The sequence below is a fragment of the Faecalibacterium sp. I3-3-89 genome (genome assembly GCF_023347275.1).
Classification (GTDB): Bacteria; Bacillota; Clostridia; order Oscillospirales; family Ruminococcaceae; genus Faecalibacterium; species Faecalibacterium butyricigenerans.
In genome coordinates, this window is sequence record NZ_CP094468.1 from 164,103 (window position 1) to 177,580 (window position 13,478).

Annotated in this window: 13 protein-coding genes and 1 pseudogene; 9 read left to right on the forward strand and 5 right to left on the reverse strand. The window is 46.9% G+C overall.

The features are described 5' to 3' along the window. Positions 1 to 79: 79 nt before the first annotated feature. From MTP38_RS00735 to MTP38_RS00745, 3 genes are all read left to right on the forward strand, one after another. On the forward strand, positions 80 to 1,198 hold the full coding sequence (locus MTP38_RS00735) for an IS110 family transposase (protein WP_256466384.1): 1,119 nt from the start codon (positions 80 to 82) through the stop codon (positions 1,196 to 1,198). A gap of 245 nt (positions 1,199 to 1,443) precedes the next feature. Then, entirely contained in the window at positions 1,444 to 2,112 is a 669-nt protein-coding gene (locus tag MTP38_RS00740; RefSeq protein ID WP_249234699.1) for an esterase, read from the forward strand. Continuing rightward, positions 2,109 to 2,579, forward strand: coding sequence for a helix-turn-helix domain-containing protein (locus tag MTP38_RS00745; RefSeq protein ID WP_330221132.1), 471 nt, complete (start codon positions 2,109 to 2,111; stop codon positions 2,577 to 2,579). Before MTP38_RS00740 ends, MTP38_RS00745 begins: the two co-directional genes overlap by 4 nt. 61 nt (positions 2,580 to 2,640) lie before the next feature. On the opposite strand, the gene MTP38_RS00750 is transcribed toward MTP38_RS00745, so the two are convergent. Beyond that, complete coding sequence (locus tag MTP38_RS00750) at positions 2,641 to 3,618, reverse strand: translation initiation factor 2 (RefSeq protein ID WP_097791728.1); 978 nt, start codon at positions 3,616 to 3,618, stop codon at positions 2,641 to 2,643. 9 nt (positions 3,619 to 3,627) lie between these two features. Next, the gene (locus MTP38_RS00755; protein ID WP_097791727.1) at positions 3,628 to 4,065 is read right to left on the reverse strand and encodes a DUF4869 domain-containing protein; all 438 of its coding nucleotides are present in this window, start codon (positions 4,063 to 4,065) and stop codon (positions 3,628 to 3,630) included. 158 nt (positions 4,066 to 4,223) lie between these two features. Between MTP38_RS00755 and MTP38_RS00760 the strand changes: the two are divergent. The 6 genes and pseudogenes from MTP38_RS00760 to MTP38_RS00785 all read left to right on the forward strand — a co-directional run. Continuing rightward, a pseudogene (locus MTP38_RS00760) lies at positions 4,224 to 4,364 on the forward strand (replication initiator protein A); the annotation flags it as partial. 661 nt (positions 4,365 to 5,025) lie between these two features. Then, complete coding sequence (locus MTP38_RS00765; RefSeq protein WP_249233935.1) at positions 5,026 to 5,907, forward strand: DUF6017 domain-containing protein; 882 nt, start codon at positions 5,026 to 5,028, stop codon at positions 5,905 to 5,907. Between the two features lie 55 nt (positions 5,908 to 5,962). After that, positions 5,963 to 6,337, forward strand: a complete 375-nt coding sequence (locus MTP38_RS00770; protein ID WP_249233936.1) for a TnpV protein — start codon at positions 5,963 to 5,965, stop codon at positions 6,335 to 6,337. Between the two features lie 151 nt (positions 6,338 to 6,488). After that, complete coding sequence (locus MTP38_RS00775; RefSeq protein WP_249233937.1) at positions 6,489 to 7,673, forward strand: AAA family ATPase; 1,185 nt, start codon at positions 6,489 to 6,491, stop codon at positions 7,671 to 7,673. Beyond that, a complete protein-coding gene (locus MTP38_RS00780; RefSeq protein WP_249233938.1) occupies positions 7,661 to 8,284 on the forward strand; it encodes an RloB family protein in 624 nt (207 codons plus the stop codon). The genes MTP38_RS00775 and MTP38_RS00780 overlap by 13 nt, the downstream gene beginning before the upstream one ends. 11 nt (positions 8,285 to 8,295) lie before the next feature. After that, a complete protein-coding gene (locus MTP38_RS00785) occupies positions 8,296 to 8,685 on the forward strand; it encodes a hypothetical protein (protein WP_249233939.1) in 390 nt (129 codons plus the stop codon). 305 nt (positions 8,686 to 8,990) lie between these two features. Here MTP38_RS00785 and MTP38_RS13690 read toward each other — a convergent pair whose 3' ends face one another. From MTP38_RS13690 to MTP38_RS00795, 3 genes are read right to left on the reverse strand one after another with little or no spacing between them, the layout of a single operon-like run. Then, complete coding sequence (locus tag MTP38_RS13690) at positions 8,991 to 9,254, reverse strand: DUF7695 domain-containing protein (RefSeq protein WP_442900540.1); 264 nt, start codon at positions 9,252 to 9,254, stop codon at positions 8,991 to 8,993. Positions 9,255 to 9,262: 8 nt separating this feature from the next. Then, complete coding sequence (locus MTP38_RS00790) at positions 9,263 to 11,086, reverse strand: hypothetical protein (protein WP_249233940.1); 1,824 nt, start codon at positions 11,084 to 11,086, stop codon at positions 9,263 to 9,265. A gap of 39 nt (positions 11,087 to 11,125) precedes the next feature. Further along, positions 11,126 to 13,378 carry a DEAD/DEAH box helicase family protein gene (locus MTP38_RS00795; RefSeq protein ID WP_249233941.1) on the reverse strand — a complete coding sequence of 751 codons (2,253 nt, stop codon included), beginning with the start codon at positions 13,376 to 13,378 and terminating at the stop codon, positions 11,126 to 11,128. Positions 13,379 to 13,478 lie beyond the last annotated feature (100 nt).

The window sequence follows — 13,478 nt, forward strand, 5'->3', positions numbered from 1 at the left end:
CACGAAAGGCTGGAAATCGGGTATTCTACAAGGTCCATTGATTATCATAAACGAACGGGACTGCTCCACAAGATTTTGTGTGAGGCAGTCTTGTTTGCTTAGATCCACACTCAAAAAACTGGGAGGCGATATTCGTATTGTAATGGAACATACCAGTACGTACTGGAGACCAATCGCACTGACATTGAAGGAAGCCGGCTTTTTTGTTTCCGTTGTCAATGCGATGCTAATTCACGATTTCAGTGATAATACGATCCGAAAGCTAAAAACGGACCGAGCGGATGCTCTTAAAATTGCAAACTATGCGCTCACCTTTTGGGATACACTACCCCCGTTCAACAATGAAGAAGAAACCAGACTGCTTCTTAAAATGCAATCCAGAGCAAACGAGCGAATCACTGCGACTGCAACAGCGTTGCGGAACGGGCTGATCGCACTGGCTGACCAAATATTTCCTGGGGTAAATATTGCATTTGATCCGAACACAAAAAATGCGAATGGACATGAAAAGTGGGTGGACTTCTTTCTGCGTTATTGGCACAAGGATTGTGTCTGTCAATATTCCATGGAGGCTTTCACGGAATCTTATCGGGGATGGTGCAAACGAAAAAACTACAAGTTCCGTACAGATACCGCTCACCAAATCTATCTGCTTGCACAGGAGGGCGTGGCTACTCTTCCGAAATGCGAAAGTACGAAGATGCTGATCACGCAGGCTTGTAAAAGCCTGAATGCCGTTTGCGAGGCCAAGCAAAGCACCCAGCTTGAAATGCAGCGGTTGGCTGCAATGCTCCCCGAATACGAGGTTGTAATGCAGATGGAAGGAGCCGGACCCATTACCGGGCCTGCTCTTATGGCCGAAATTGGTGATGTTCGACGGTTCAAAAACAAGAAAGCGTTGGTAGCCTTTGCTGGTATTGATGCACCACCGTTCCAGTCTGGTGCATTTGAATCCAAGTCACGCCATGTTTCCAAACGAGGTTCACCGCATCTGAGGCGAACTATTTTTATTGTATCGAATATTATTTTAACACGCTCAAACCCGGAAAATGCTGTTTACTGCTTTATGGACAAAAAGCGTTCCGAAGGAAAGCACTATTACGTTTATACCGTCGCAGGAAGTGCCAAGTTCCTGCGAGTCTATTACGCTCGTGTTACTGAATTTCTGCGTTCCCAGCCATCTCCTGGTGCCTGTTGATGGTTTCTGATGAACCATTACGATGATTTTCAGCCGACAAGCTGTGCTGTCGGCTTATTAAAGTTGCCGGATGCTCAACTGCACCCGGCAATAAATTTTTGATGTTTTTTTGTTCAGGCTATTGACACTCGTTAGCAGGTTTGCCACTGCTATGAACGCCTTTTGAATTGCAAAATGATTTTTCAGTTGCTATACTGGGCTTATCAAAGTTTTTTCGGGAGGACGCCGCAGTGACCGCACAGACAATGCAAATCGGAAACAGACCTTGCCGCATTTACGGCGAAGCCCATGCAGAATACCTGCTGCTCCAAATGACAGGCGAACATGAGTTGCAGAGCATAGACCATGAAGTGGCTGCTATTGCACAAAGCAGCCGGAATTTTCTGTTTGCGGCCATTCCAGTGGAAAGCTGGAACGATGCACTTTCTCCGTGGGAAGCCCCTGCTGTATGGGGAAAGCAAGGCTTCGGTGGCAATGCTGAGGATACCCTGCGCTTTCTGACGGAACAGGTCATCCCCACACTGAAACAACAGTTCAATCTCCCGGAAAACGTCAAAATCATTCTGGGTGGCTATTCGCTGGCGAGATTGTTTGCGCTGTGGACACCCACCCAGACCGGTTTGTTCTACGGTATCGCCGCAGCCTCGCCCTCTGTGTGGTTTCCGGGCTGGATGGAGTTTGAGCAGCAGCACCCGATACAGGCACAGTGCGTTTATCTGAGCCTTGGCGACAGGGAAGAGCACACGAAAAACACCGTCATGGCTGTGGTTGGCGATAGCATCCGCACCCTGCACAGTCGGCTTATAGAGCGTGGCGCAGACTGCACCCTTGAATGGAACAGCGGCGGGCATTTCAAAGACGCCGATTTGCGTACCGCAAGAGCATTTCGGTGGGTGATGGAGAAAAGCCGATGAATATTTTGATTGATGCAGACGGCTGCCCGGTCGTCGATCTGACTTTGCAGATTGCAAAGCAGTTCGGCGTTCCAACGGGCTTTTATATCGGAAAGAATGGCTGCTCCAAGCGGCATCCAGACAAGCCTACCGCAGAGATGATCCGCTTCAATTTTACAGAACCGGAAAAAACAGGGCTGTACACCCTATGGGAAAAGCTCACGGTTGGATATGATGATCTGCTGACCACCCCGGTAGTTTCGGAACTGACAGGCTACTCTGCACAAAGCATCCAGCGATGGTGCAATCAGAAGATCCTTGTGGGCTTCAAAATTCGTGGCACATTGACGATTCCGCGCCTTGCGGTCGTTGAGTTTATGTCCGGCGACCGTGCAACGGCTATCGTCCGAAAATCCTCAAAGCACCTCGATCTGCTCCGCACCTATGCACAGGACTGCCATAAAGGCGCAATGACAATTACATATTAAACGAACAGGACTGCTCCACAGTGCAATGTGTGTGAAGCAGTCCTGTTTACTTAGTAGGGATTTATATGTCTTTCTTGTCGAGCTGGATGCGGGACATCTCCGAAAGAACAGCTTTCTTTTCGTGTTCCTGCAAGTACACCGGATTTAGTTTTGACTTCGTATATTTCAGATAGCTGTCAGCGGTCTTTTGCATCAGCACAGCTGTAAAGTACCGCTCCCAACTGAAATATTGCTGGCTTTCCACATGATTTTCCGGCGATTTCAGAATTTCATCGACCTCCGCGTCTTCGAGCAATCCAGAACGAAGAATCAACCATTCAAACGATTCTGGCAGGTAAATATGAGAATCCGGCTGGAGGGCAAGCAGTTGCATAATGCGCTTCATCTGCGAACCAAACGCCGCACCGTCTGCAACCACCAGAATATTCTCCCCTGCACGGTCAGACAGCATTTTGAAAATGTTGGACTTTCCACCAGCAGATTCGCAGATAATTCCGTTTTCGGCGCAAACAGCCTGAAAAAACTGGAATCCCGAATTGGAATCCTCTGTAATGATTGCCGCTGGTTTTAGTTTCTCCAACCCCATCGGCTTTCCGTAAATTCGGAAAAACTCATTGTAGGTCTGTTTCAAGTCTCCGAAGTGTTTGGATGCCCGGATGCCGTAAATTTCCGTTACGCTGTACGGTAATGTTTCAAGTCCTTCCCGCGTGACGAGCACATAGTAGTTGTCTGTTTTCTGAATCGCTGCGGCAAATTCCTTTGAAGCAGTAAAAGCATTCCCTTCATCAATAAAAACGATACTCTGCGAAAGGTCGGAAAGCTGTTTTTCCCACTGCCGCCCGGAAAGGACAACGCAATCCTTCTCGCATTGCAGTTCTATTCCACTGTCCGGGCCTAGTTCCTCGTATTCCCGAATCATCTCCACGAGCGTTGTTTTTCCTGTGGCACTATCTCCACGCAAGATCGTGATGTTCCGGCGTATTTCAAAATCGAACTTGATTTTTCGGTTTTGTACAACGACCCGATATGCTCCTGTCATAAAAAATCCTCACACATAAAGTCCTGCAACGGGGACAAGTTCCCGCATGGAGTGAACAATTTGATCGGTGTTCAGGATGCGGATGGTAAATGTTCCATTTCCAAAATCCATGAGATGCCGAAGGTTGATGGTAACATCCCGATTTTCAGCGATTTTTAACAGCCATTTGGCACAGTTATCTCCACAGGTCGAAGCGTTGAACACCTTTTCCGGCTCGTTGGCGATCAAAATCAAGGTCTTTACTCCGCCCGACAACTGCACCGGGGGAATCTTCCCCAGCACCGGACTATCGATCACACCGCTGTCCAGTACAGTGGAATGGTCTACGTCTTGTATCATCTCACGAGTAAGCGGAGCCGTGATCCACTCCTCTGCATAAGTGTTCTTAAAATAAACAGCGGTGTTGTAGATCACGTTCGGCATATCACCGTAAAAAACATTAAGCATATAAGCATCTTCTCCTGTTACATCGGTTGACACTTTTATTATCACCATTGTAAGCGTTTTTTCTGGTGAATGTCAACCTGTTTTTCATTCATTTCGGAGGGAGGGATGGTTTTCAACATGAACACACCCATACAGTTGAAAATCCGAGGTCACACCAAATGACGCTGGACTACTTCTATGGTCAGTCAGGCGAGTTGTTCTCCTACTTCCGCATCCCGAAAGCACTGTTCCAAGACAGCCGTTTCCGGCAGCTCTCCACCGATGCCCGGACACTGTACGGCATCCTGCTGGATCGCATCATCGTTCCGCATTTCCGAAAGTGCAATATCAAGCTGGTAGACCTGAAAGCCACCGACTTGCAGAATTTCTATAACAAACAGCTTGAATGGGTCAAGGCAAATTCGGTGATCCATTATCATGCAAGCAGCAACAAGCAATCAGTTCACTCGCCCGTTGGAGAGAATGCAGGAGAGAACAGACCTTGAAAACCAGCCAACCGCCCGGAGAATTCCCCCGTCGCAGCAGAAGTACACAAAAGAAAAAGTCGCAGATTCGTTTGAATCTGCGACTTCTGGCGGAGATGGTGGGATTCGAACCCACGTGCCCGATTAAGGACAAAACGATTTCGAGTCTTTGAAATTGTTGGATGAAGCTGGTCCCGCGCGGCTGTCATTGGCAGCGGAGGGCATTCTTGTAACCTCCAAAAAGGCACGTCACACCGCAATTTGCAGGCGAAAATCAGCCGCTTTTTGCGAAATGACGTTAGAAAAAGCCTTTTTCACACGGGGCGTCAACGGCTGCATTTCAGGTGTAGTTGTGTTAGATGTCCGTTAGAAATATGCAGTGCTGCCGTTGCTGTGCCAGCTCACAGCAGGCTTCCCTGTCTGAACGCAGTGTTTCCCGAAAGCCGGGAAATGCTGCGTTTTCTCTTGCCCGCATTGGGCTGAAAGGGAAGCCGCCATGTCAACATTCCGCGTCAATAAAAATGTCAACTACACCGTCATGAGCAACCACCACCTGCAGGATAAGAGGCTGTCCCTGAAGGCCAAGGGCCTGCTGTCCTATATGCTCTCCCTGCCGGACGATTGGGATTACAGCCTGAAAGGGCTGACCGTTGGTTGCAAAGATGGTCTGGACAGTGTACGCACCGCTGTTCTGGAACTGGAAGAACGCGGCTATGTCCGCCGTCAGAAAGTCCGCAATGCCAAAGGGCAGATCATCGACTACGATTATCAGGTTTATGAATCGCCTGTTGAGGACGCTCCTGCCGTTCCCGGCAAGGAAGGCGGGCCATCGAACCCGTCCGCAACCAAAAGCCCGAAAAGCCGCATGAAACCTTGTTCTTCACCATTTTTGGATTTTCCAAATTTGGCTGAGCCCAATTTGGAAAAGGCAACGCAACAAAATACTAATAAACAAAATACTAAAAGACAAAGTACTAATCTATCAGGGCCGACAGGCGAATCCGCAGATTTTGACCAGATGGAAGCACAGGTACGGGAGGAGTTTCGGGAACGTTTGGAGATCGACGCACTTGCCCAGCGATACGATCCCGACAAGCTGGAGGAGTTGCTGGACAACATTGTGGAGATGTACTGCTGTCCACGACAGACCCAGTACATCGGCAAACAGCCGCAGACCACCAAGGCCATCCGGCTGCGGCTGGACAAGCTGACCAGCCAGCACATTGAGTACATCTTCGATGTGATGTCCAACACCACCCAGCCCATCAAGAACATCATGGCCTATCTGCGCACCACCATCCTGAACGCACCCACCACGATGGAGCACTACTATCAGGCGCAGGGCAACTGGCTGACCGCACAGAATCAGAAGAAGTAAGCGCTGTTTTCCACAAAGAACGCAACGCCTGTTGAAAATGCAAAGGAGAATTTCCATGAAGAACACGAACGCCGTCCGCACCGAGATCCATTACGCACAGGTTGGGGAGTATCAGCTGCCCCTGCTCACCCTGCCGCAGACCGATGATACCGAACCGCTGGGCAAGTATGGCCGGATGCGGCTGGCCTATCTCAAAAATCAGCGCCCCGTGCTGTACAACCAGATGCTGCTGAACGGTACGCTCTGGCCACATTTGCAGGATGTCCAGAAAACGGCCTACGAGTGGCTGGAACGCACAATGACGGCTCTGTTAGACAAGTACCCCGCGCCGGACAAAGAGCGTGCACAGCTTCTCTGGGTGGCGCACATGAACGGGCTGAAAGCGCAGGCTGAAGAGGTAGTGGTGAGGGAAGTCGTGTATGCAGAATGATTCCTGATAGCATCTGAACGGTATCAAAAGCCGATATTTTGAATTTTATTCTTGATTTTTGCGGAATATTTGCAAATTTCAAAATCAAAATTTGACTTTCTGCCCAGAATAGAGTACACTGGATTCAGAAAATCATCTGGGAGGAATCGCGATGCTGCTTCAATTTTCAGTCACCAACCACCGCTCCATCAAGGACACGGCTATTATCAGCTTGAAAGCATCTACGGATAAAAGTCTGCCTGATTGCCTGATTTCGCCGGACGAGAAGAAACAGCTTGTACCTGTGCTGGCACTGTACGGCGCAAATGCAGCCGGGAAGAGCAATGTTCTCCATGCTCTCCTGCTCATGCGGGAAATGGTCTGTGGCCGATATGCCAAGCTGCTGAAGGGCGAGTCCCTTCCGCAGGAGCCGTTTGCTTTCACTGACCAGCCCACACAGCCGACCAGCTTTGAAGCCATCTATTTTTATGGCGGCATCAAGTATGCCTATGGGTTCTCGTTTGACAAGTCCAAAGTCCTGACCGAATACCTCTATCACTGGCCGAATGGCCGGGAAGCCTTGATTTTTTCCAGAGAGGGAAATGGCTACCAATTTCGTGAAAACATCCAAGAACAGCTTACGCTTTCTGGACGAACTGCTGAAAATCGCCTTTATCTGTCCAGCTCGAACGAGTGGAACTGCCCCCAGACTGAAAAGGCATATCTGTGGTTCTTTGAAAAACTGACAGGCTTTATGGGAACGGAAATGCGACTGGACGCAACTTTGTCTGCCATCCGGCAAGGCGGCTCTGAAAAGAGCCGTATCCTGCATGAAATGCTGTATGCAGACCTCGGTATCAAGGACATCCGCATTACAGGCTCCAAGGAAGAGCCTATCATTTCCGCACTGCACACTCTCGATGCCGAAGATGGCACTTCTAAGGGTTTCTGGCTCCCGTTGGGGCAAGAATCCGTTGGAACACAGCGTTTCTTCTCTCGCATCGGTATGTGGCTCACTGCACTAGAAGCAGGCTCTGTTTTGGTAGTAGACGAGATAGAATCCAGTATGCACCCGCTGCTGACAAGGCATCTGATCGAGATGGTGCAGGATGCCGCTATCAATACAAACCATGCACAACTCATCTTTACAACACACGATACCGGACTTCTCGACCTGACGTTGCTGCGGCGCGATCAGATTTGGTTTGCTGAGAAGAACGAAAAGACCATGCAGACCGATATTTACGCCCTGACCGAGTTCTCTCCCCGGAAAGGTGAGAACATCTCCAAGGGCTATCTGCAAGGACGGTATGGAGCGATTCCATTCATTGGAGGGAATGCAGTATGGGCAGAATAAAAGAGATCAGCCGCAAATCTGTCCACACCAGAAAGCGCAATCCGGTCGTGTATCTTATCTGCGAGGGCAGCGAAACGGAGATTCGTTATTTTAAGCGTTTCCGCAGTCGAGGATGCAATATTGACATTATCCCGATTTCTTCGCAGTATAAGTCTGCCGACAAGCTTGTGCAAAAGGCCAAAGCAACGATGGGCAATAATCCATACTACCCGGAAGATGGTGACTCCATCTGGTGCGTATTTGACCGTGACGATAACTCCAACGAAGTTCTTCTGCGTGCCAAACAGTCCGCTCAAAAGGAAGGCTATCATTTGGCCTATTCTAACCCATCTTTCGAGTTGTGGTTCCTACTGCACTTTGTAAATCAACAGGCAGAGGTCGAGGATTGTCAGGCATTGATTCGCTTGCTGAAACAGCCGAACAGAATCCCTGATTATGAAAAAAATAAGGATTACTTTGACGTTTTGAAGCCTTTGCAAGCCGTGGCAGTTCAACGAGCCAAGACCCGCTCTGAACAAATACGGAACCAAGGAACTGAACCAATTTCACGCCAAAGCAATCCTTTGGCAACAGTCTATGAACTCGTTGAATACCTGAACTCCAAAGTTTGAGAGGTGTCTTTATGACTTACCTGAAATTGATGATGGATGAAAGGGAAATCGCTCATTTGAGCGAAGATGGGCAGTATCTCTGCGCCAATGAGGGTATGCCACAGTATGACCTGCCCTTGAACCTCTTTATCGGCAACAGCCGCAAGGTGCCGCTGGTCGATGTAGTCGTCTGGGCAAAGAAACGCATCTTCCCCCGAAACCGGATGGACTGCAAGGAGATTCTGGAGATGATGGGCCTGCCAGACTACAATGCGTGGGAAATCGTCAAGCGCACCAATGCCTGCCTGATGGAGGACCCTTTCTGGCTGCGTTTCAGCGAAGCTGAGACTTTTGAGGATACCACCCGCGGCAGGGCAAGAAGGATCATGGCCGAATATCAGAAGTCAGCTGATACCAACTAGTATCAATACTAGGGTTCAATCCATCGGCCCCTCACTTTAAGGCGGCATTGCTGCCGTATATACTGGTTCTTCTCGAATGTCCAGCTTTTTTAGAGCAGAATCCCTTAATCGCTTTGCTTTTCCCTTAAAATGCAGCCGATTTTAAGGGAAAGCATAATTGAGTAAGGTTTGAAGCAGTCCTATTTATATAACTTTTTTGTTGGTTGTCAATATATTGATACTAATTGGTATCAATAGGTATCAGTCAATGGATACAACAAGACCCACAGATTGGAATGAGCCTCCAATCTGTGGGTCTTATTCATTTAAGTTCCGTCATCATCGTTTGGGTCAGGAACTTCTACCCACTCTGAAAGTTCTTCGCAGTAGTCCGCATATTTTCCGCCTTCGGTGGTCCTGATAACGCGCCGCACGTAGTCCTTGCCGCCATCTACGCAGCAGAGACCACAGCTGCACTTCTTCAAATCGTAATGGCTTTTGCTTTCGATGACGTCTCCACAGCGTTTGCAACGGATTTTGTTCGATATAATAATTCGCATCTTTCTGTTTCCCAATTTACAGATGTGCATCCGAGCATTTACTTTTGTAATATTTCTTTTAGCTTTTTCTCAGTACATCCAATGCATAGAATCTGTTGTGACTTAACTTTTTTATCTGAATAAATACTTGTGTTATTCCGTTCAATCAATATTGGAATTTTTATTTCTATAATATGATTTCTTAGCCACACGTCGTCCTTTCCTTCTTGTTCCCAAAACGTTCCTATCGGAACACCTGCATCCTGTGCGAGTCTCGTCAGGTTATTAAATGTATCCTCGTTGTCTTTGATTTCACTAAATCCAAATAGGCGATGAGCATTGTGAAGCAGATCTTTAAAACCAATGATTTCGTGTGCACCTTGATACAATATTTCCCACGTTGGTTGAGTCTCATGGTGATTCCATATCAAATCTTGATGCTTATCGATTATAGACTTAACACTATTATCCTGCCCTGTGAAGTCTCTATACAATTTTTCAAATTCAACACTGGCCGCTTTAACCTCTTCCGTTGACCATTTTCCATCTTCAGCTTCTGATATTTTATCCTCAATGTTTTCCAATAAATTCATCCGTGAAATATCCGCAACATTTGAACCAAGCGATTTTAAAATTTTCAACATCAATCTCATGTCGCAAATATTGTCATTTGCCATTAAATTCAGAAGGCAATCCGCTGTTTCCTTCATGCTCTGAAGGACTCTAATATACATATCAGGCATGGGCCGATGTACCCGAAGCGCATGATTGATTTGCTCCATGAATTCATATATGAATTTTCGATCCCGTTCCGTTTTATTTTTTGAAACAATCGGAAGCTCACAAAAAGCAGGCATTGTCCATGAAAATTTTTCACGCAAAGGAACACTAATACCATTTTCATAGTTAGGAAAAGCCGGAATCACGATATTATTAGCACACCATTTAGATGTATCAAAGAACATATCTACACAAGAAAAATAGTCTATTCCTTGAACGGTTTCATGATTTCGCTTAACCCACTGCATCAGCATTTGTGAAATTATATATTCCTGCTTATATGGTGTGTTGCCGCTTTGATTTATAAATGAGCATGCCAAAATCAACGGATACATTTTAAGATACCGACAGATCACCTCATTCCACACTTCAAAATCTTTGTATTTTACCGTAAATCCCCACGTTTTTATCTCCATGGGAGAATATAATGCCAATAATTTCAGTTCTTTGCTCAGATCTATTTTATTATCCTGGCTTTCACTCCAAATATATTGATATTCAGAATAATAATATTTTGAGGGATAATTACATTCCTGCCAAGCGAGAGGGAGCATTGTAGATAAGTACAGGCATGGAAATCCTGCTAAGCTGAATCTTTCATTACTCGAATATGCTCGCTTATTCATTGGAATATGAAACAATTCATTTGGATTACTTTTGATAGTCTGACTACGGCCATCTACAGCCCTAATTCTAAAGTATCGTCCCCCATTAGAACTTCCAAACAGTCTCATACATGTGAAGATTGTTTTTTCTCCAGCAGATACAAGAATTCTTCCATTCATCAAACTTATAAAAAGAGCCGGTCTCAAAATTTCCATGACTTCATCGAATAGTTCTTGCGATACCTTATAATTCGATTCTTCATAGCTTTCGAAGACAGCAATTATTTTTGTACTTATCTCAGCGGCAACCCTTTTTGACTCATTTAATTTTTCATTAAATTCAGCTTTTTTATCGGCATCAAGATCACACTCATCACAATTGTCAAGAAGTGTTAGGTATTTACTTGCTTCCTCTTCGAATTTTTCACCAATGATAAATGCCTCACTAAAGTACCTTTTAGGAAGATCTATTTCATCTAAAAGTTGATTTATCTTCATCGTTATCGCCACCCCAAATCGATATTTTCTATACTAACTTCAAGAGATTCTCGTATAATACTTTTCCAGACTCTTATCGCAGACCCTTATGATATGCAGCCAATCTTCCTTCGTGAGCTTGCGGAAAATGATTGGGTTGACTTCAATGGTTTCCACATCCTTGCAGCGCATCAGGAAACGCATATCCTCAAACCGCTTGAACGGATTGGAAAGAACATTTTTCTCCACATCTTTCCGGGTGTATCCACCCTTCTGATAGATGCTGTTCGGCTTTTCTGCTATCATCCCATGCGCTTTACGATCTTCATAGAAGTCGATAAAATAATCCACAACATCCGGCAGAGCTACCCGACCGTTGCTGTCCATATACTCGTAGATTGCCTTGAGCAGCACCGGCTTATAGGAAAAGCTCATATCCATTGTTTCGATGAACTTCATAAACTTGTCTGCCATATTCTGCGGCGTAATTAAATCCCAGCCATACTGTTTAGCGATATTTCGGATGCTTTCCTCCCGGAAATAGTGGAACATCCGCTTATCCCCAAACGGAATGGAAAGATCAGGCTTGATTTTTCCGTCTTTAATATAGCGTTCAACCGTTTCGGACTGAACATCGACCATGCGGACAAGCTCAATCTGCGAAATCATATCTTTGACGCTGTTCTGCCAGTTGAACAGGTCAATGATTTCATAGTCATCCACATCAATCGGAACATCCAGCCATGCTTCGGGCTTCTCGCCTTTGAAAAGCATATCCTGATCCAATTTCCGTTTATTTTCCGGTGCCAGAACATAGGCCATCGGCTGATATTTGGCAATGTTCAACACACGATGCAGACTATACGGCATATTGAACATATTGGCGTTGTCTACGAAGTCGATGACAAGCAAGTCATCCTTGCCCGGACAACGGCGCGTACCACGGCCAAGCTGCTGTAGATAGATTGTTTTGGACATGGTCGGGCGCGCCATGAACAGCACCGTGGTATGCGGGCTGTCCCAGCCTTCGTTCAGAAGGTCGCAGGCACAAAGAACGTTGGTCGAGCCGGTTTCATAGTCCTTCAGGATTTTTTCCCGAACCTCAACACGATCCCGCCCGGAAACTGCTTCCGCCTTCACACCGTTGTCCCGCAGCAACTTTGCAATTTCGGCTGCATGGTCTACGCTGGCACAGAAGATTACTGTCTTTTTGCCGTTGACGTACTTTAGATAGGTGTCAACGATCAACTGGTTGCGTTCCGGGATGAACAGCTTGCTTTCCAGATCCTGCGAATTGTATTTGATACCGTTGATTCGCACATCGGTCAGGTCGATGTTAGTCTTGACCCGGATGCAGCGAATCGGCACCAGTATGCCACGCTCCACAGCAGTTTTCAGATCCATTTTGTGGGCGACATTCTGGAACAGCTCCAGCATATCCTCGCCATCGCTGCGTTCCGGAGTGGCGGTCAGCCCCAGAATGAACTTTGGGTGGAAGTAGGTGAAAATTTTCTGATAAGTATTGGCCGCCGCATGGTGACATTCGTCCACGATCAGGTAGTCAAAATCCGTAGGCGAGAACTTTTCCAGATCCTTGGAGATACTCTGCACCGTTGCAAAAATGACCGTCTGGGTCATATCCTTCTGGCTTCCGGTGTACTCTCCCAAGGTTGCTTCCGGCCAGACCTTGGCGAAGGTCTCTTTTGCCTGAGATGCCAGCTTCAGGCCGTTGACCAGAAATAGTGTGCGCCCACCAACAGCCTTGGCATCCGTTGCTGCTGTGATAGTTTTGCCCACGCCGGTTGCATGGTACAGCAGCGCAATGGTCTTGCCGTCCTCTCGCATTTTCTGTAGGTTCTCGATAGCCTCCTGCTGGTAATCCCGAAGCTCGATGGTCTGCCCCATCTGAACCGGCAGGTCCGCTTCAAACACCTTGAACATGGGGCTGGTGCCCAGGAATGTGATCAGCTCATCCTTGACCTTTTCCGGCTGCTTTTCCAGCTGACTGTAAATCCAGCGGTAAACCTTCCAGTTATCATAAACCAGACTGTTCTGCTTCAGAAGGTCATCTGCATACTTGTTCTCGGAAACCTTACTTGGGTTGTGGTAAGTTTCTCCGTCGATCTCGATTGCAATTTTGGATTCAGGCGATTCCAACGCAAAGTCGATGTAGCGATGCCGACCATAGATATCAACACACGGATACTGAACCTGCAAATTTTCTGTTTTCTCCGGGCCGAATGCTTCACAGAACAGCTGAACAAACAGTTCTTCCGCACGGCTATTGACGCTGGTTGCTTTTAATGGTTCCATAGAGCACACCTCTTTGGGTATTTTGTAGAATCCGAATTCGTTATAAGTTCATTATAGAGCACTTTCTGACTTCTTTCCAGAGATTAGTACAGAAATATGT

Coding starts and splice junctions, on each gene's coding strand:
- MTP38_RS00775 (WP_249233937.1), top strand. CDS start 6,489: ATGCTGCTTCAATTTTCAGTCACCAACCACCGCTCCATCAAGGACACG.
- MTP38_RS00745 (WP_330221132.1), top strand. CDS start 2,109: ATGAATATTTTGATTGATGCAGACGGCTGCCCGGTCGTCGATCTGACT.
- MTP38_RS00785 (WP_249233939.1), top strand. CDS start 8,296: ATGACTTACCTGAAATTGATGATGGATGAAAGGGAAATCGCTCATTTG.
- MTP38_RS00755 (WP_097791727.1), bottom strand. CDS start 4,065: ATGCTTAATGTTTTTTACGGTGATATGCCGAACGTGATCTACAACACC.
- MTP38_RS13690 (WP_442900540.1), bottom strand. CDS start 9,254: ATGCACATCTGTAAATTGGGAAACAGAAAGATGCGAATTATTATATCG.
- MTP38_RS00780 (WP_249233938.1), top strand. CDS start 7,661: ATGGGCAGAATAAAAGAGATCAGCCGCAAATCTGTCCACACCAGAAAG.
- MTP38_RS00750 (WP_097791728.1), bottom strand. CDS start 3,618: ATGACAGGAGCATATCGGGTCGTTGTACAAAACCGAAAAATCAAGTTC.
- MTP38_RS00765 (WP_249233935.1), top strand. CDS start 5,026: ATGTCAACATTCCGCGTCAATAAAAATGTCAACTACACCGTCATGAGC.
- MTP38_RS00790 (WP_249233940.1), bottom strand. CDS start 11,086: ATGAAGATAAATCAACTTTTAGATGAAATAGATCTTCCTAAAAGGTAC.
- MTP38_RS00770 (WP_249233936.1), top strand. CDS start 5,963: ATGAAGAACACGAACGCCGTCCGCACCGAGATCCATTACGCACAGGTT.
- MTP38_RS00795 (WP_249233941.1), bottom strand. CDS start 13,378: ATGGAACCATTAAAAGCAACCAGCGTCAATAGCCGTGCGGAAGAACTG.
- MTP38_RS00740 (WP_249234699.1), top strand. CDS start 1,444: ATGCAAATCGGAAACAGACCTTGCCGCATTTACGGCGAAGCCCATGCA.